The organism is Saccharothrix sp. CCNWYY140 (assembly GCF_037401995.1).
GTDB lineage: Bacteria > Actinomycetota > Actinomycetes > Mycobacteriales > Pseudonocardiaceae > Actinosynnema.
This window is the reverse complement of sequence record NZ_JBBEGC010000005.1, coordinates 134,743-151,834: the sequence shown is the minus strand read 5'-3', so window position 1 is coordinate 151,834 and position 17,092 is coordinate 134,743. Positions and strand designations below refer to the sequence as shown.

The window sequence follows — 17,092 nt, the reverse complement described above, 5'->3', positions numbered from 1 at the left end:
CCACGCCGGTGGCGACCCGGCCGGGCGGTCACCGGCCGCGTTCGCAGGCCCACTGGTCCGCGACGATCTCCGCCAACCCCGACTCGCGCGGCGCCCAGCCCAGCGCGCGCAACTTCGCGGTGTCCGCGCGCAGTACGTGGGTCTCGCCGGGGTGGGCGGGGTGCCGGACGACCGGGATCGGGCGCCCGGTGACCCGCTCGGCCGCGTCGAGCACCTCGTTCACGCTCGCCGGGGTGGCGCCGACGTTGTAGGCCTCGCAGTGGCCCGGTTCGGCGGTCTCCAGGGCCAGGACGAACGCGCGGGCCGCGTCGCGGACGTGGACGAAGTCGCGCACCGCCGTGCCGTCGCCGTAGACCTCCGGCGCCGGCAGCCGGCCCGACGCCGCGCCGCAGACCCGGGTGATCAGCCGCGTGTCGTCGCGGTCGCCGCCACCGGCGACGTTGAACAGCCGCAGCACCGTGGCCGCCGTGCCGGTGCGGGCCGCCCACGTGACGGCGTCCTCGGCGGCGGCTTTCGTGGCGGCGTAGGGGTTCGTGGGCACGCGCGGGTGGTCCTCGGCCAGCACCGGACCGGTCGGTGTGCCGTACACGCCCGCCGTGGACGCCAGGACGAACCTCGGCGCGCCCGCCCGCAGGAGGCGCAGCGTGCCGGTGACGTTCACGTCGTAGTAGTCGAGCGGGACGGTGAACGATTCCCTGATCCGCACGAGTGCGGCCAGGTGCACGATCCCGTCGCACGGCGGCACTTCGGCGGTCCGGACGTCCCCCGCGAACGGGACCACATCGTGACCTGCGGTGACGAGTTGCTCGACCACGCGACGACCGAGGTAGCCGCGGCTCCCGGTGACCAGAACGCGCATGGCGGACATCCCAGCACGATCACCCGGACGGATTCGCGCAGGCCGGCAACCACCCGGACGGGTGGCGGCGAAGTGGTGGAAATTGACCCTAAAGGTGTTGCGGGAGTCGGCCGATACAACCCAAGTGAGTTACCCGCACCCAGCCATGCACACGAGCATCGAGGGCGTTCTCGCGGAGCACGCCGTGCACGAGGCGAAGCGGCAGCGCTTCCTGGAGACCGCCGCGGCGATCGTCGCCGCCGCACCACCGTCGTTGGACGACACGCTGCTGGGGCTCCTCCTCCAGGTGCCCCAGGCCAACCACCGGAAGGCCTTCCTCAACCAGGTTGACCAGGTACTTCGCGCCGCCGCTCGATGATCTCGCGCGGCGGGTTCCACCGCCATCGGCAAGTTTCATCCGGTCGTTGCCGGACCGTGCTAGGCCGATCCACTCGGGGACCTCTACAGTGCGTGACACCCGGCGCTCGCCGGTTGTCTCGTCTGCTTCTCATAAAGCGAGTTCTCGGCGATGGATCATGTCCTTTCCGCGCTCCACGCGCGCCTCGGCACGTTGTTCGGCGACCGGCTGGTCGTGCTCGCGGGCGGTACTCGGCTGAGTACGCGCGCCGGTGAGCTGCATCAGCTGGGCGCCCGCCACACGCTCGTGCTCTCGACGGACGACCACGCGCCGCTGCACGACTCCGACGTCGCCCGCTGGGTGTCGCTGGGCATCGCGGGCGGCTTCGTCGCCGTCGAGCAGAACCGGCTGACCCGGCTGCTCACCTCGCCCAACCGCCGCGTCCGCGAGGTCCTGGAGGACTTCGACCCGACCGGCGACGCGCTGGTGATCAGCACCCCCTACGTGCACACGCCCGAGTTCGCGGGCCGGCCCGTGCTCAACGCGCGCCGCCCCGAATGGGTGGACCTGGAGAACAAGACCACGATCGACGCGCTGTGGGACGAGCTGTCCGCGCCGCGCGCCCCGGCCGTGGTGCTGGACCTCGACTTCGAGGGCCTGTGGGAAGCGACGCTCGAGCTCGACCGCGGCGCCGGCGTCGTCTGGTCCGGCGACGGCCCGGCGATCAACGGCGGCGCGAACTTCGTCCGCCGGGTCCGCAACCGCGAGGAGGCCCTGGACGCGTTCGAGGTCCTCGCGCCCAAGTGCGAGTTCGTGCGCGTGATGCCGTTCCTGGAGGGCATCCCGGTCAGCGTCCACGGCATCGTGTTCCCGGACGGGACGGCCGTGCTGCGCCCGATCGAGATGGTCGTGCCGCGCCGCGCGGGCCAGGCCCGGTTCCTGTACGCGGGCTGCGCGTCGTACTACGACCCGCCCACCCGCATCCGCGAGGAGATGCGCAACCTGGCCCGGCGGGTCGGCGAACGCCTGCGCGAGACCGTCGACTACCGCGGCACGTTCACCCTCGACGGCATCGCCACCGCGGACGGCTTCCTGCCCACCGAGATCAACACCCGGTACGGCGGCGCGATGGTGTGCTTCGAGGACGCCCTGCCGCAGCTGCCGCTGGCACTGGTGCAGGTCGCCCTGGTGGCCGGGCACGACCTGGGCATCTCGTCCATCGAGTTCGAGGAGCTGCTGGTCGGGGCGGCCGACGCGTTCCGGCACGGGTCGGTCGGCGCGAACGTCCGCGCCCTCAACCCGAGCGAGACGGTGGAACGCCCGATCGTGTTCACCGAGTGGTCCTGCCGGTTCGCCCACCCCGACGAGACCCCGCACGGGTACCTGCGGCTGCGCCCGTCGCCGCTGGGCGCGCGGCTGGAACTGGACTTCGTCGCCGACCAGCTCGCCCTGGGCCGCCCGGTGGTGGCGCTGACCGTGGCCGCCTTCGCCCTGGCCGACCAGGAGTGGGGCACGGCGCTCGGCCCGCTGGAACCCGCCGTGCCGGTCGAGGACGAGGCACTGGCCCCCGTCGTGGAGCTGGGCGCGGTCACGGCCTAGCCGTAGGCGGCGCGGAACGCGTACCGGAAGCCCATCAGCTGCGCCGTCACGGCGGGCGGCTGGTGGGCCGGGTACGCGCCGCCCTCGTAGCGGGCCAACTCCTCCGGGTCGCCCTGCGCGATGGCGTACGCCCACGTGTCGTCCGTGCCCTCGTCCAGCAGCAGGTGCAGGGCCGCGCACGCGGCCTCCACCAGCAGCTGCGGGTGGGTCCCCGCGAACGCGATGCCCTGCGCCACGTCCACCACGTGCTTGGGCACCACCTCGGGCACGGCGATCGCCAGGGCGAGCGCACACGCCACCTCCGCGCCCGCCAACGCGTCGAACACCTTCGGCGCGCCCTTGGCGACGGCGTAGCGGGTCTGCGTGATCCAGTCCGGCGGGAGGCGGGGCAGCTCGCGGCGCAACGGGTTCCAGTGCCGGCGGGTGCGCTTGCCGTCGTCGGTGAACCCCGCGCCCGCCAGCGCCATCGCGGCCAGCAGGAACACCACCCGGTCCCGGGCCGCACCGGGCACCTTGTAGTTCGCGCCCAACTCCACCAGGAACGGCACGGCGTGGAAGCTCGCCTCCGACACCGTGTCGTCGTCCAGCAGCCGGTTCTCCAGGGCCTCCAGCGCGTCGGGATCGCCTTCGGCGGACGCCCGCAGCAGCACGTCGACCCCATCACCGTGGTCCAATTCGGACCACGGCACTTTCTCCAAGCCGCGCAACGGGTCTGGTCGTTGCCAGGCGGGTGGCAGCTCTGTGTCCAATTGCCGCTCCTTCGTCGCGGCGGCTCGGCCGCCGGGCGGGTCGGTGCATCGCGGGGCGATCCGGGCAGATCGAAAAGCATGATCCGCCCGGATCGCGCCGCGACACACCGACGCGGCCTCGCGGGGCAAGCTACGTGATCAGCCCCCTCGACAGCCGGCAACCGCACCATCGGGGATTTGGTGTCGCGCCGTAGGATCGCCGGGTGCGCGGACCCAGCTACAAGGTCGTCGACCTGTTCTCCGGCGCGGGCGGGATGAGCCTCGGGTTCCAAGCGCACCGCGACTTCGCCGTGGTCGGCGCGGCGGACGCGCAGATCGGCAAGCCCTCGTCGCGGCTCGGGTCGTTGCGCTGCAACGGGACCTACCGCGAGAACATCGGCGTGGACCCCCTCCAGGTCGACCTCGGCCGGCTCGACCCGGCCGTGCTGCGGCAGGTCTGGAACCTGCGCCGGGGCGAGCTGGACGTGCTGGTCGCCTGCCCGCCGTGCTCCGGCTTCACCCGCATCTCGCCCGCCAACCACCTGCGCGACGACCCGCGCAACTCGCTGGTCGGCCGGGTGGCGGCGTACGTGGCGGAGTTCCGGCCCCGGATCATGCTGCTGGAGAACGCCCGCGAGCTGGTCAAGGGCAAGCAGCGGCACCACCTCGACGGCCTGGTCGACCAGCTCGTGGACCTCGGGTACGAAGTGGACGCGAGCTGCCACATGCTGTCCCGCTTCGGGCTACCGCAGCTGCGGGAGCGCGCGATGGTCGTCGCCGTGGACAGCGGCGTGCCGCTGCGCACGATGGAGGACCTGTGGTCGGGCTGGGAGGTCCGGCCCGGCTCGGTGACCGTGCGGCGGGCGATCGGCAAGCTGCCGCCGGTCGCGGCGGGCGTCGCCGACCCCGAGGACCCGATGCACGTCTCGCCGTCGTTCCGCAGCGGGAAGTCGCTCGAACGCATGATGGCGATCCCGGCGGACGGCGGTTCGTGGGGCGACCTGGTCGGGTCGCCCGCCGAGGAGCTGCTGAACCCGGCGCAGCGCAAGATCATCGACGACGGCAAGTGGGGGTCCCACCCGGACGTCTACGGGCGCATGTGGTGGGACGAGCCGGCGCGGACGATCAAGCGGGAGTGCGGGCACGTCGGCAACGGCCGGTACGCGCACCCCGTGCAGCACCGGTTGTGCACGGTCCGGGAAATGGCGTTGTTGCAGGGTTTCCCGCGCAAGTTCCGGTTCGACGTGTCCATCATCGGCAACGCTTACCGCCACTTGGGCGATGCGGTTCCACCGTTGGTGTCCTACCAACTGGCGGCCTTGTGCAAGTGGATCCTCAGTGGACAACCGCCCACGGCGAAGGACCTGTGCCTGCCCGGGACGTCCTTGCGGGTGGGGGACATCCGGCCGGTCGGCGCGGCGGAACTGGTCGCCTAGATCACTTTTCGGCAACGGAGTGGCGTCGGTTTGAGTCGGCGACCCTGTGGACAACTGGTCCACACCAGTGCTGACCAGCGGTGATCCGTTCCACGTGGACTGGTCGCGACCTTTCGCCGGTAACCGAAACGGCCGTTCGGCCGTGGTGTCGCACCGCTTTGGATCGTCCACTGTGGACGCTCCACTCGCGTTTTGGCTGCTCGTGAGCAGTGCTACACAGAGTGTCACCCTCACCTGTTCGTGGGTAACTCGATCGGATAGTGTTCCGCCGATTCTTGTCGATTCGGTGTCGGAGCCCCCTGCCAGGCGGTCCCCCGAAGACGACTCGAAGCCCGCCGCCTTGAACCACAAACGGGCTACTCGTGAGCCTCAAGGAGACACATGGCACCCCGGTTGACCCTGAAGCGCGTAGGGGCTGCGGTCCTTGGCGCCTCTCTGTTCGCTCTGACCGCCGCGCTCCCCGCCGCCGCCGACGCGGTCGAGGTGAAGCCGTTCCCCGGTGCCGACGAGCCGGGCATGGGCGTCCACCTGAAGAAGGACGGCAAGGACTACAACGACGGCAAGCCGGTCAACGCCGAGCTGATCGGTCTGAAGATCACCGAGGGCGGCGAGAAGGACACGGCGACCGCGTACTGCGTCGAGCTGCCGACCCGTCTCGAGGACAACACCCCCCTGGAGGAGGTCCCGTGGGGTGAGCACCCCAACCCGGAGACCAAGTTCAAGGAGAACGCGGCCAAGGTCAACTGGATCCTGCACCACAGCTACCCGAAGCTGGACGTGGCGACCGCGGCCAAGGAGTTGGGCGCCGAGGGTGCCAAGCGCAGCTCGGTGATCGCCGCCACGCAGGCCGCGATCTGGCACTTCACCGACGGCGTGGACCTGAACACCTCGAACGCGACGGCCGAGGTCGACGACGTCGACGCCGACGTCCTCGCGATGTACAAGAAGCTGACGGAGAACAACCCCGGCCTCGACCAGGAGCCGAACCCGACGCTGAAGATCGACCCGAAGGAGCTGGAGGGCAAGGCCGGCACGCTGATCGGCCCGTTCGTCATCAGCACCACGGCGACCACCGGCACCATCGAGGCGAACCTGCCGACCGGCATCAAGTTCACCAACAAGGAGGGCGCGGAGCTCGACGTCGCCGCCAAGGGTGACCTCGCCGCCGCCTCCCAGGTCAACATCGCCGAGGTCTACGTCAAGGTCGACGAGGGCGTCGCGCCGGGCGAGGTCGAGTTCACCGTCCGCGCCACCGCGGAGCTCCAGCACGGCCGCCTGTTCGTCGCGAAGGACCGCAACCAGAAGACCCAGTCGCTGGTCATCGCGAAGCCGACCCCGGCGTCGGTGAAGGACACCGCGAAGGTCAAGTGGACCGAGAACGTCGTCCCCACCAGCGAGACGACGACCACCACCACGACGACCACGACCACCGCCCCGACCACGACCACCACCCCGGCCCCGGCCGCCGGTGGCGGTGAGGACGACCTGGCCCAGACCGGTGCGTCCATCTTCGTGCCGCTGCTGATCGGCCTCGGCCTGCTCGGTGCCGGCGCGGCTGCCCTGATCGTCGTGCGCCGCAAGAAGGCCGCCTGACACAGGCGATAGCTGATCGAACGGCCCCCTCGGGAACCTCCGAGGGGGCCGTTCGCGTCGGTCGCCGCCGGCGTCGATCGCTACGGGGATCAGCAGCGGCGGTGCCGACGGGCTCGACGACCGTGACAGGCGGCGGAAACCCCCTGGTCGGGGCCACGCGGGTGTGGCCGGCCGGGCGACGGCGAGCCGGCTTCCCACGCCGGCGGTAGCGTTTGCCGCTGGGGACGCGGGGGCGATTCGGGTAGCCTGCGTCAGGAGTGCGAAGGAGCACGATGAACTTCGACGAGATCAAGAACAAGGCGTCCGAACTGCTCGAGGAGAACCACGAGAAGGTCGACCAGGGCATCGACGCCGCGGCCGACTTCCTCGCGGGCAGGTTCGGGCACGAGGAGCAGGTCAAGCAGGTGGCCGAGAAGGCCAAGGACATCCTTCCGGGTGGAGAGTGAACTCGTTCAACACGGCTGAGCGGGCCACCCAGACCGGTGAAACCCGCTCGCCTTCCGCGCAGATCGTGACCTGGCAGGGGTACGACGTGCCCCGGCTCGAGCAGGTCCGCTTCCTGTTGTCGGAGCACAAGCTGCGGGCGTCCGGCCGGATCGTCACGGCGGGGCCGAGCGAGCAGTTCAGCGGCTCGTTCGAGGTCAGCGTCGGGGAGACCGGCAACGTCACCCGGCTGCTGCTGCGCACCGCCACCGTGTCCGAGGAGCGCCAGATCTCGGTGTCCCGGTCCTCCGAGGGCGCCTGGCTGGTCGACTACGGCCAGGGCGCCGAGCGGGCCGACTTCGACGGGGCGGTGGACGTGGACGTGCAGTCCGCGGTGCTGTTCAACGCCATCCCCGTGCGGCGGCTCAACCTGCACCTGGAGCCCGGCGAGCACGAGCTGCCCGTGGTGTACGTGACGCTGCCCGACCTGTCGGTGAAGCTGGTGCGCCAGAAGTACCGGACCGTGTCCGTGGGCGACGAGCACTCCGTGGTGTCGTTCGAGAGCGGCGACTTCCAGCAGGACATCACCGTCGACCGCGCCGGCCTGGTCGTCGACTACCCGGGCATCGCCTACCGCATCTGACCGGGGGACCACCCCCGGACCGGGTGGTGGTCAGGCGCGGACCGCGATGGCCATGCCCTGGCCCACGCCCACGCACGCCGCCGCCACCCCGGTGCCGCCGCCGCGCGCCCGCAAGTGGCGGCACAGGTCGACCACCACGCGCGGCAGGGAAGCGCCCAGCGGGTGGCCGTAGGCGATCGCGCCGCCGTGCACGTTGACCTTCTCCCGCGCCACCTCCGGCAGGTGGTGCAGGACCGACAGGGCCATCGCCGCGAACGCCTCGTTGATCTCCCACAGGTCCACGTCCTCGGCCTCGATCCGCAGCCGCCCCAGCAGCTTCCGGATCGCGTTCACCGGCGTCAGCGTGAACCGGTGCGGCTCGTCGGCGGTCACCGCGCTGCCCAGGAACTCCGCCAGGGGCGTCATGCCCAGGTCGGCCGCGACCTCCTCGGTGCCCATCAGCACCGCCACCGCGCCGTCGCTCAACGGCGACGAGTTGCCCGCCGTCACCGGCCCGCCCTCGGAGAACGCCGACGCGAGCTTGGCCAGCTTCTCCAGCGACGTCTCCGGCCGCACCGACTCGTCCCGCCGCACCGCCGACCCGTCCCGCAGCTGCACGGCGAACGCGAACCCGTCGTGCACGCCCGCGTCCCACGCCGCCGACGCCCGCCGGTGCGACCGCAGCGCGTAGGTGTCCATCTGCTCCCGCGTGATGCCCAGCGCCACGGCCACGTCCTCCGCCGCCCGCCCGAGCGGCACGGTCCACTCCGACCGCATCCGCGGGTTCACCAGCCGCCAGCCCAGCGCCGTGGACACCGGCTCCAACCGGTCGGCGAACGGCTTGTCCGGCCGCGGCACCACGAACGGCGCCCGCGTCATGCCCTCCACCCCGCCCGCGACCAGCAGGTCCGCGTCACCCAGGGCCAACGCCCGCGCCGCCTGGACGATCGCCTCGCCGCCCGACGCGCACAGCCGGTTCACCGCCACCCCCGGCACGGTCGGCGGCAACCCGGCCAGCAGCGCCGCCATCCGGCCGATGTTCCGGTTCTCCTCGCCCGCCCCGTTCGTGTTGCCGTACAGCACGTCGTCCACGCGCGCCGGGTCGACCTGGTGGCGGCGCAGCAGCTCGGTGATCGGCAGGGCGGCCAGGTCGTCCACCCGCACACCGGACAGCCCGCCGCGGTAGCGGCCGAACGGCGTACGCGCGGCGTCGAGGATCAGCGGGCGCTGCATGGCCCCATCTTGACACCCGACCGGTGGGTCCGGCAGGGCGCGGACACCTCAGGCGGTGATCAGGAACGGCACGAAAGCCGAGGTCGGACGCGTGTCGGAGGACGTGCCGAACAGCCTGACCTCGATCATGTGCGGACCCGCCGACAACGCTGAGGTGTCCACGGCCAGCCGGTACCGCCCGGCCACCCCGGGACCGCCGAGGTTCGTCGGCACGGCCGCCACCCGCTCGTCGTCCAGCCGCACCGTGAACCCGGCCAGGCCCGCCAGGCCCGTGCCGCGCTGCTCCGGCCGCCCCACCAGGGTCAGGTCGAACACCACCCGCCCCCGGTGCACCGTCGCGCCCTCCGGCACCGGCTTCCCGCTCGCGTCGAGGATCGCCCCGTCCACCCGCGCCAGCTCCAGCTCCACCTCGGGCAGCGGCGCGGACCGGGTGGCCGAGGCCCCCGAGGCGTCCGGGCCGGGCGTCAACTCCAGGTCCACGTGGCTGACCTGGACCCGCAGCGGCGTGACGACGTTCGCCTTCAACCGGCCGTCGTCGAGCAGCAGCGCGCTCGCCGGCAGGTCCGCCACCACCGGGTACCCGACGCCCGCCTTCCAGGGCGCGCCCGCCACGGCCGGCCGCAGCGGAACCCGCGTGTCGCCGACGGCCAGCGTGAACTCCGGCGCGGCCGGCGAGCCGTCCGTGTGCACGAGGGTCAACCGCAGCTGCCCACCGGTCACGCCGGTCAGTGGCGACCCGGTCAGCGGCGCGGCCTCCGGCACCACGCCGACCTGCACCGGCGGGGCCGGCAGCGACGGCGGCGCGCTGGTCGCGGCGCCGTCGAACGCCACCAGGCCCACGTGCACCCGCTGCCCGGTCGGCCCGGACACCGACACCAGCGCGGTCGCCTCCCGCCACCGCGGCACCACCGGGCTGGTCGCCACCAGCTCGCCGTCGAGCAGCACCCGCGCCCCGTCGCGGCGCAGCACCAGCTCCCACCGGTGGGTGAGGGCGTGCTGGAGAGCGGACACCTCCCGCACGGACGTGGTCGGCGTGCCCTCGGGCGTGACCACCGCCACGGTCGTCTTGCCGTTGCCGGACGCCACGCGCAGCCGGATCGCGTCGGGCGGCAGGCCCTCGCCCATGAGCGTGCTGACCGGCCCCGGCACCAGGTCCAGGAACAGCTCGCCGTCCGCACCCGGCGCGTCGGTCTCCACCACGAACCGACCCAGGTCGTCCGCGTCCCGCAGCACGAACGGCGCCCGCGACCGCAGCGTCGTCGGCGCCGCCGCGCAGCTGCTGCTGATCACCAGGCGGCCGTCGTCGGACCCCGCGCGGGCGCACGTGCCGCGCGTAGCGAGCCGCCACCACACCGGGTCGGGCGCGGTGGGCTGGTCGAAGGTGTCGGCCAGGGCGTAGTCGCCGAGCTCGGCGACGTTGGGCGTGCCGGTGACCCGCGCAGGTTCGGACCGCTGCCCGAACGCGTCCACCGCCCGGACGTCGACGGTGTACTCGACCCCGTCCAGCAGCCCGGTCAGCTCCGTCGCCGGCTGGGCGACGAGCCGGCTCTGGTCGGGGTCGCCGCGGCGACCCCAGCGGACCTCGTACCCCGGCGCGTCCCCGGTCCACACCACCTGGAGCCGCCGCGGACCCGACACCACTCGCAGACCGCCCGGCGACTCAGGCCGCGCACCCGGCGTCGGCACCAGGACGCCCGGAGCGGCGAACGGCGTGAGGGACGTCGGCGGCGGCTGGGACGTCGAAGTCGCGGTCCCCGGCTCGTCCACGCCGTTGGTCCGCAGCACCGCCACCACCCCGCCGAACAGCACCACACCAGCGGCGATGAGGGCGATCCGGCGACGGTCCATGCGGCCAAGCTATGTCCCGCCGTGATCGCGGTCACGGTCCGTTGCGCACCCGATATCTAGAGGGGCCGGATCTCGAAGGAGTACTCGGCCGACCGGGTCCGCCCCCGTTCGTCCGCCGGGAGTACCCGCACCTCGACGCGGTGGCTGCCCGTCGGCACCCGGTCGAGGTCCACCAGGAACTCGTGCCGCCCGCCCGCCGAGCCGTTCGTGGGCAGGACGACCACCCCTTGCCCGTCCAGATCCACCTCGACGCCCTTGACCGCCGCCACCTCACCCGCGACCCCGTCCAGCTCGACCACCACCCGCGCCTTGCCGCCCCGCGGGAACGCCTCACCCGGCCCGCTCTCGTGCACGACGCTGACCACCGGCTCCGGCACCTCCGCCGCCTCGGCGGCCCGGTCGGTCACCCGGGGCAGCGGCCGGCGCGCGGTGGCCTGCCCGTCGGCCACCACCAGGTGGGCGTCGTTGACGAAGAACGGCTCCGGCGCCCGCAACCGGACCTCGACGTCCTTGCCCGGTGGGGGCAGCGGGAAGTCGGCGTACACGAACTCGGCGCTCATCGGCCCGCCTCCGGCCGGTGGCAAGGCGACGGCGGGCGCGGACCGGTCCCCGAACTGGATCGTGATGGGCAGTCCGGCCATGCTTCCGGCCTGCCGCGCCACCCGCGCGGCCACCCGCACACCGCTCGCGCCCTCCACCCGGTGCGCCGGCACGGTGCCGATCGGCACGTCCCGGTCCTCGGCGAGGAGCGTCGTGCCCAGCGGGACCAGCGACACCGGCACCGGGCTCTCCGGCGCGCCACCCACCCCGAACGTGTCCACCCGCGTGCCCCGCGCGTCCCGGAACGCCAGCCGCGGGTGCACGGCCGTCCACGGCACCGCCACCGGCGCGGTCGCCAGGGCCTGGCCGTCCCGCAGCGCCACCACCGCGTCCGGCAGGACCCGCAGCTCCCACCGGTGCCGGACGCCCGGCGTGGGCGGCGGGGCGGTGCCGATGACCGGGACGACCTTCGTGGTCGGGACCAGGCCCTCGCCGAAGTCGAACGTCGCACCGTGCCGCGCCAGAGTCAGCACCACCGACCCCGGCGGGTACGGCTTGGTCAGGTGCCCCAGGTCCTGGAACGGCTCGGGCAGCAGCGCCACCAGCACCCGCCCGTCCGCCTCGGTCGGCCCGTCGGTGGTGACGACCACCCGGCCCACCGCGCCGTCGGGTCCGGGCACGCCCAGCCGCAGCGGCGTGTTCGACTGGAGGTCGAGGGTGTCGCAGGTGACCTCCAGGCGGCGGCCGTTGAGCGGGCGCAGCCCGAGGCAGTCGCCGCCGCCCCCGTCGATCACCCGCCACCGGCGCGGGCTCAACGCCTCCGGGCCGTCGAAGTGGTCGATGGGCGGCACCAGCGAGTCGGACCACGCCGGGTCGTGCACCAGGCGCGGCACGGCCGTGGCGACCGCGGGCTCCGAACGGTCGCCAAACGGCCCCAAGGCCCGCACCTCGACGGTCACGTCGGCGTTCGCGTCCAGGTCGGTCAGCTCGGTCTCGGTGGCGAGCACCAGCTTGGTGCGGCCGTTCCAGCGCACCTCGAACCCGCCGTGGGCGAGGCCGTCGGTCGGCGTCCACGTGGCGCGCAGACTGGTCCGGTCCAGCGCGGTGAGCGTGAGGTCGGCGGGGCGGCGCAGCGGTCGCGTGTCGGCGACGTGCTCCACCCGCTCGTCCAGGAACCGGCCCCACTCCCGCGCCGGCGGCGGCGCCGACTCGTTGCGCAGCACGACCACCGCACCCGCCACGAGCACGAGCCCGCCGACCCACACCAGGACCTTGCGCCGCTCCACCCCTCGACCCTACGAGGTGCGCGCGAGAGCGGTGCTGCCGTTCAGCCCAACGATCCGGCCGCCACGGGAACCCAAGGCCCGCAACGCCTCCAGCGCCCCCGGCGAGGTCAGGTCGACGGTCAGGTCGGTCAACTCGGCGGCCTGCCGCTCCACCAGCGCCCGCCGCGCCGCGTGCCCGGCGTCGATCGTCTTGGCCAGGCCACCCGTGGACGCCAGCGACCCGCGCGCCGCGCCCAGCCGTCCCAGGGCGTCGTCCACGGCGTCCAGCAGCGCCGCCCGGTTGCCCTCGCACATCGCCCGCACCAGCTCGGGCCTGCTGCCCGCCACCCGCGTGCCGTCCCCGAACGACCCCGCCGCCAGCGCCAGGGCCAGCGGCCCACCGTCCGCGCCGACACTGGCCAGGACCGCCGCCAGGACGTGCGGCAGGTGGGAGATCCGGGCGACCGCCGCGTCGTGCTCGCCGGCCGTCGTCGGCACCACGTGCGCCCCGGTGGCCAGCGCCAGCTCCACCACGTCGGTCAGCACGTCGAGGTCGGCCCCGTCCTCGGCGGTGACCACCCAGGCGGCGTCGCGGAACAGCTCCGCCGTGCCGGCCTGCCACCCGGACGCCGACGTGCCCGCCATCGGGTGCCCACCGACGTACCGCGCCCGCGGGGCGACCCGCTCGACCAGCTCCGCCACAGGTCCCTTGACGCTCACGACATCGGTCAGCCGCACCCCGTCCGGCACCAACCGCAGCACGTCCTCCACCGCCGGCAACGGCACCGCCACCACGACCAACGCGTCCCGCTCCCGCGCCCGCCGCAGCGCGTCGCCGGTGCCCACCACGTCGAAGCCGTCCGCACGCGCGGCCTCGGCGTCACCCACCGAGGCCGTGGCACCCCACACCACCCGCCCGGCAGCGGCAGCGGCCCGCAGCACCGAACCACCGATCAACCCCAGTCCGACCACGCACACGTCACGCACGCCGGACATCCTGCCGGCGACCCCCGACATCCCCCGCACCCTCGCGGCGCAGTCAGGGGTTCTCGGCCGTGCTGATCGCAGGGGGCCGATCGGTGCGGCGGGTGGCGCGCTGCGGCTGGTGCTTCGCGCGATGGGTGCGTGCGGGACCGGTGCGCGCGGTGGGTGGGCGGGGCGGCTGGCGTGCTGCGGGAGGCGCGCTGCTGGGGGAGGGGGCGCTGGGTTGGCCGGGTGGCGTGGCTGTTGGTTGGTGTGGAGGTCGAGGCCGGGTGAGGGCCGGGTGGTGGCCCGCGCCCCACCCGGTCCGCGCCCCCACCCGGCCGTTGCCGCACCCGGTCGGGTCAGCGCAGGGCGTCCAGGGCGAAGGCGGTGTAGACGACCACGCCGTGTTCCATCGCGGCCTCGTCGAACAGGACCCGGTTCGAGTGGTTGGGTTCGGCGTGGGCCAGGTCCACGCCGCGGGGACAGGCGCCGAGGAAGGCGATCGCGCCCGGCACGCGTTGCAGGACGTAGGAGAAGTCCTCGGCGCCCATCAGCGGGTCCTCCATCGGGGCCGCCCAGCGGGAGCCGAGGGCCGCCGCCGTCACCTCGCCCACGCGCGGGCCGACCTCGTGGTCGTTCACCGTCACCGGGTAGCCGGGCACGATCTCCACCCGGGCCGTGCAGCCGTGGGCCGCGGCGACGTGGGCGCAGACCTTCGGCAGTTCCTTCAGCACGAACGCCCTGGTCTCCTCCGAGAGGGTGCGGATGGTGCCCTCGACCAGCGCCGTCTCCGGGATGATGTTGGTGGTCGTGCCCGCCTTGATGTGGCCGACCGTGACCACCGCAGGGTGGTGCACGCTCACCCGCCGCGCCACCAGCGTTTGCAGCGCGCCGACCAGGGCGGCGGCGGCCGGGATCGGGTCCAGCGCGTCGTGCGGCATGCCGCCGTGGCCGCCGCGGCCGGTGAAGGTCACGTGGAAGGTGTCGGCGGAGGCCATCGTCGGGCCCGGCCGGGACACCACGACGCCGGATTGCAGGGTGGAGGTGATGTGCAAGGCGAACGCGCGCTCCACCGGAGGTCCCGCCGCGTCGAGCACGCCCTCGTCGAGCATGTGCTTGGCGCCGTGGTGCCCCTCCTCGCCGGGCTGGAACATGAAGACCACCTGCCCGGCCAGCGCCTCCCGCCGCGAGCTGAGCAGGCGCGCCGCCGACGCGAGCATCGCCACGTGGGTGTCGTGCCCGCACGCGTGCATCGAACCGTCCACTTCGGACGCGTACGGCAACCCGGTGTCCTCCTGGAGCGGCAACGCGTCCATGTCGGCCCGCAGCAGCACGGACGGCCCGCGCTGGGCGCCCCGCAGCACCGCGACCACGGACGAAGTGGACTTGCCGGTCGTGATCTCCAGCGGCAACCCGGACAGCGCGTGCAGGATCGACGCCTGCGTCGCGGGCAGGTCGAGGCCCTGCTCCGGGTGCCGGTGCATCTGCCTGCGCAGCGCCACCGTCCTGGGCTGGAGCGCGCGTGCGGCCTCCGAGAGCCCGGTGAACCGCGGCTCGGAGGTGGACGTCGGTGCGTTCGGCAGAGTTGTGCTCATCCCTCGATAGTGGCATCGGAAGCGCCTCGACGCCCGGAGCCGAGGCCCCCGTGCTACCGGGTGCGGTCCGGTGGCCCTACGGTGTGCACATGGCACACCAGGAGCCGGTCAACGGCTTCGCTGTCGCGGTGGTCCGGGAAGACGGCCGCTGGCGGTGCAGCAGGATGGACAGCTCCGCGCTGTCCGAGCTCGACGCGGCCATCACCGAACTCCGCCAACTCCGCTCCACAGGCGCCGTCTTCGGACTGCTCGCCGTGGACGACGAGTTCTTCATCATCATGCGCCCGGTGCCGGGAGGGGTCTCGCTGCTCCTCTCCGACGCCGCCGCGGCGCTCGACTACGACATCGCCGCCGACGTGCTGGACCTCCTGCGGGTCGATCCGCCCGACGAGGAGGACGACGAGCTGTGGCCCGAGGGCGACCTGGCCATCCTGGCCGACCTCGGCATGCCGCAGCACGAGCTCCAGGTGATCGTGGACGAGGTCGACCTCTACCCGGACGAGCAGTTGCAGATGATCGCCCAGCGCTGCGGGTTCGGCGACGAGTTCACCAAGCTGCTGGACACCATCCAGGCGTGAGCGACGAAGACCTGGTCCGGTCCGCCCTGGAGGTCGCTCGCCTGGCCCCCGCGACCGGTGACGTGCCGATCGGCGCGGTCGTCTACGGCCCCGACGGCAGGGAGCTGGCGCGGGCCTGCAACGCCCGCGAAGCCCTGGGCGACCCCACCGCGCACGCGGAGGTGCTGGCGCTGCGCGCGGCGGCGGACGTGTTCGGCGACGGGTGGCGGCTCAACGGCTGCACCCTGGCGGTGACCGTGGAGCCCTGCACGATGTGCGCCGGCGCTCTAGTGCTCTCCCGCGTGGCCCGGGTGGTGTTCGGGGCCTGGGAGCCGCGGACCGGCGCGGTCGGCTCCCTGTGGGACGTGGTCCGCGACCGGCGGCTCAACCACCGGCCCGAGGTGGTCGGCGGCGTGCTGGCCGACGAGTGCGCCGCGCTGATGGAGTCCTTCTTCGCCGACATGTGATCGAGGTCACGGAGGTCGGTGCCCAGGGTCGGTCGCCGTCGGGTGGTCGTGGCGGAAATAGCCCGTGCGGGGGAAGCCGCTGATCGGCGGGGACGAGTGGGCGCTGCGACGATCGGGTGTGTGTCGGTCGACAGCGTGGACGCCGTGTTGGCGGGTGGGGTCGCCAGGGGCGACCTCGGTGCGTTCGAGGTGCTGGTCCACCGGTACCGGGGGCGGGTGTTGGGGTTCGCCGTGCGCGTGCTGGGCGACCGGGCCGAGGCCGAGGACGTGACGCAGGAGGTGTTCGCCACGGCCTGGCGGCGGCTCGACTCGCTCGCCGAGCCGGCCGCGGTGCGCACCTGGCTGTTCCGGGTGGCCTACCGGGAGTGCCTCGGGGTGCTCCGGCGGCGGCGCACCGACCCGGTGGGGGAGTTGCCCGACTTCGGGGTGACGCCCGTCGGGGTGGGGCAGGTGCCGCGGGACCCCTCGGCCGTGGCGGAGGTGGTGGCGGCCGTCGCGGCGCTGCGGCTGGCGTTGCGCCGGTTGCCCGAGCCGCAGCGGGTGGCCTGGCTGCTGGCCGAGGTGGACGGGCTCTCGTACGCCCAGATCGCGCTGGTGGTGGGTGCCAGCGAGGAGTCGGTCCGGGGACGGTTGGCCCGCGCCCGGGTGCGGCTCGCGGAGGTCATGAAGGTGTGGCGGTGACCAGCCGCCCGACCAGCCGCCGACCGGTCCGCCGACCCCCTGTGACGGCCCGCCCCGACCGTCTTGTATTGTTCTCGGCGGTGGCGTGTCCGAGCGGCCGAAGGAGCACGCCTCGAAAGCGTGTGAGGTGAAAGCCTCCGTGGGTTCAAATCCCACCGCCACCGCAGACGAGAGCCCCTGTTGCCGATCACGGCGACGGGGGCTCTCGGCATTTGCGGCATCGGGCGCCGGACGGGTGGGCGCGGTCGCCGGGGATTCCCGGCGCGGACCCTGCCGGGGTGGCCTCCAGGTGCACGGAGCGCCGGGGCGCTACGGTGCGAGGCGGGGGACTGTCGTCGTTCGC

At 73.4% G+C, this 17,092-nt stretch carries 16 protein-coding genes and 1 tRNA gene; 10 read left to right on the top strand and 7 right to left on the bottom strand.

Annotated features, from left to right (window positions below; all coding sequences use genetic code 11):
- Positions 1 to 28 precede the first annotated feature (28 nt).
- Complete coding sequence (locus WBN91_RS05100; protein WP_337722756.1) at positions 29 to 859, bottom strand: NAD-dependent epimerase/dehydratase family protein; 831 nt, start codon at positions 857 to 859, stop codon at positions 29 to 31.
- Positions 860 to 1,004: 145 nt separating this feature from the next.
- Here WBN91_RS05100 and WBN91_RS05095 point away from each other — a divergent pair, with 145 nt between their 5' ends.
- Both WBN91_RS05095 and WBN91_RS05090 read left to right on the top strand, forming a co-directional pair.
- A complete protein-coding gene (locus WBN91_RS05095; RefSeq protein ID WP_337722755.1) occupies positions 1,005 to 1,217 on the top strand; it encodes a hypothetical protein in 213 nt (70 codons plus the stop codon).
- 150 nt (positions 1,218 to 1,367) lie between these two features.
- Positions 1,368 to 2,795, top strand: a complete 1,428-nt coding sequence (locus WBN91_RS05090; protein ID WP_337722754.1) for a hypothetical protein — start codon at positions 1,368 to 1,370, stop codon at positions 2,793 to 2,795.
- Here WBN91_RS05090 and WBN91_RS05085 read toward each other — a convergent pair.
- Complete coding sequence (locus WBN91_RS05085; protein WP_337722753.1) at positions 2,792 to 3,544, bottom strand: hypothetical protein; 753 nt, start codon at positions 3,542 to 3,544, stop codon at positions 2,792 to 2,794. The two genes, WBN91_RS05090 and WBN91_RS05085, sit on opposite strands and share 4 nt — an antisense overlap.
- Positions 3,545 to 3,747: 203 nt before the next feature.
- Here WBN91_RS05085 and WBN91_RS05080 point away from each other — a divergent pair, with 203 nt between their 5' ends.
- The 4 genes from WBN91_RS05080 to WBN91_RS05065 all read left to right on the top strand — a co-directional run bounded on the left by WBN91_RS05080 (position 3,748) and on the right by WBN91_RS05065 (position 7,618).
- Positions 3,748 to 4,959 carry a DNA cytosine methyltransferase gene (locus WBN91_RS05080; RefSeq protein ID WP_337722752.1) on the top strand — a complete coding sequence of 404 codons (1,212 nt, stop codon included), beginning with the start codon at positions 3,748 to 3,750 and terminating at the stop codon, positions 4,957 to 4,959.
- 381 nt (positions 4,960 to 5,340) lie between these two features.
- Entirely contained in the window at positions 5,341 to 6,552 is a 1,212-nt protein-coding gene (locus tag WBN91_RS05075) for a thioester domain-containing protein (RefSeq protein ID WP_337722751.1), read from the top strand.
- 272 nt (positions 6,553 to 6,824) lie between these two features.
- Complete coding sequence (locus tag WBN91_RS05070) at positions 6,825 to 6,998, top strand: antitoxin (RefSeq protein WP_337722749.1); 174 nt, start codon at positions 6,825 to 6,827, stop codon at positions 6,996 to 6,998.
- Positions 6,995 to 7,618 (top strand): putative glycolipid-binding domain-containing protein, encoded by a 624-nt coding sequence (locus tag WBN91_RS05065; RefSeq protein ID WP_337722748.1) that lies wholly within the window; start codon positions 6,995 to 6,997, stop codon positions 7,616 to 7,618. The genes WBN91_RS05070 and WBN91_RS05065 overlap by 4 nt, the downstream gene beginning before the upstream one ends.
- Positions 7,619 to 7,648: 30 nt before the next feature.
- Here WBN91_RS05065 and WBN91_RS05060 read toward each other — a convergent pair whose 3' ends face one another.
- From WBN91_RS05060 to WBN91_RS05040, 5 genes are all read right to left on the bottom strand, one after another.
- Positions 7,649 to 8,830 (bottom strand): thiolase family protein, encoded by a 1,182-nt coding sequence (locus WBN91_RS05060; RefSeq protein WP_337722747.1) that lies wholly within the window; start codon positions 8,828 to 8,830, stop codon positions 7,649 to 7,651.
- A 48-nt stretch (positions 8,831 to 8,878) separates the two neighbouring features.
- Positions 8,879 to 10,678 (bottom strand): fibronectin type III domain-containing protein, encoded by a 1,800-nt coding sequence (locus WBN91_RS05055; protein WP_337722746.1) that lies wholly within the window; start codon positions 10,676 to 10,678, stop codon positions 8,879 to 8,881.
- Between the two features lie 56 nt (positions 10,679 to 10,734).
- Positions 10,735 to 12,504, bottom strand: a complete 1,770-nt coding sequence (locus WBN91_RS05050; RefSeq protein ID WP_337722745.1) for a fibronectin type III domain-containing protein — start codon at positions 12,502 to 12,504, stop codon at positions 10,735 to 10,737.
- Between the two features lie 9 nt (positions 12,505 to 12,513).
- The gene (locus WBN91_RS05045; protein ID WP_337722744.1) at positions 12,514 to 13,500 is read right to left on the bottom strand and encodes a prephenate dehydrogenase; all 987 of its coding nucleotides are present in this window, start codon (positions 13,498 to 13,500) and stop codon (positions 12,514 to 12,516) included.
- A 308-nt stretch (positions 13,501 to 13,808) separates the two neighbouring features.
- Entirely contained in the window at positions 13,809 to 15,044 is a 1,236-nt protein-coding gene (locus tag WBN91_RS05040) for a M20 metallopeptidase family protein (protein ID WP_337722743.1), read from the bottom strand.
- A gap of 89 nt (positions 15,045 to 15,133) precedes the next feature.
- On the opposite strand from WBN91_RS05040, the gene WBN91_RS05035 reads away from it, so the two are divergent.
- The 4 genes from WBN91_RS05035 (at position 15,134) to WBN91_RS05020 (ending at position 16,913) form a co-directional block, all read left to right on the top strand.
- A complete protein-coding gene (locus WBN91_RS05035) occupies positions 15,134 to 15,622 on the top strand; it encodes a tRNA adenosine deaminase-associated protein (RefSeq protein WP_337722742.1) in 489 nt (162 codons plus the stop codon).
- Positions 15,619 to 16,068 (top strand): nucleoside deaminase, encoded by a 450-nt coding sequence (locus WBN91_RS05030; RefSeq protein WP_337722741.1) that lies wholly within the window; start codon positions 15,619 to 15,621, stop codon positions 16,066 to 16,068. Before WBN91_RS05035 ends, WBN91_RS05030 begins: the two co-directional genes overlap by 4 nt.
- 120 nt (positions 16,069 to 16,188) lie before the next feature.
- Complete coding sequence (locus tag WBN91_RS05025) at positions 16,189 to 16,749, top strand: RNA polymerase sigma factor (RefSeq protein WP_337722740.1); 561 nt, start codon at positions 16,189 to 16,191, stop codon at positions 16,747 to 16,749.
- A 79-nt stretch (positions 16,750 to 16,828) separates the two neighbouring features.
- Positions 16,829 to 16,913: transfer RNA gene (locus WBN91_RS05020), tRNA-Ser, on the top strand.
- Positions 16,914 to 17,092 lie beyond the last annotated feature (179 nt).

Bases quoted from the DNA above. Each gene is read 5' to 3' on its own strand.
- WBN91_RS05100 (WP_337722756.1), bottom strand. From the start codon at position 859: ATGCGCGTTCTGGTCACCGGGAGCCGCGGCTACCTCGGTCGTCGCGTG.
- WBN91_RS05095 (WP_337722755.1), top strand. From the start codon at position 1,005: ATGCACACGAGCATCGAGGGCGTTCTCGCGGAGCACGCCGTGCACGAG.
- WBN91_RS05090 (WP_337722754.1), top strand. From the start codon at position 1,368: ATGGATCATGTCCTTTCCGCGCTCCACGCGCGCCTCGGCACGTTGTTC.
- WBN91_RS05075 (WP_337722751.1), top strand. From the start codon at position 5,341: ATGGCACCCCGGTTGACCCTGAAGCGCGTAGGGGCTGCGGTCCTTGGC.
- WBN91_RS05070 (WP_337722749.1), top strand. From the start codon at position 6,825: ATGAACTTCGACGAGATCAAGAACAAGGCGTCCGAACTGCTCGAGGAG.
- WBN91_RS05060 (WP_337722747.1), bottom strand. From the start codon at position 8,830: ATGCAGCGCCCGCTGATCCTCGACGCCGCGCGTACGCCGTTCGGCCGC.
- WBN91_RS05055 (WP_337722746.1), bottom strand. From the start codon at position 10,678: ATGGACCGTCGCCGGATCGCCCTCATCGCCGCTGGTGTGGTGCTGTTC.
- WBN91_RS05045 (WP_337722744.1), bottom strand. From the start codon at position 13,500: ATGTCGGGGGTCGCCGGCAGGATGTCCGGCGTGCGTGACGTGTGCGTG.
- WBN91_RS05040 (WP_337722743.1), bottom strand. From the start codon at position 15,044: ATGAGCACAACTCTGCCGAACGCACCGACGTCCACCTCCGAGCCGCGG.
- WBN91_RS05035 (WP_337722742.1), top strand. From the start codon at position 15,134: ATGGCACACCAGGAGCCGGTCAACGGCTTCGCTGTCGCGGTGGTCCGG.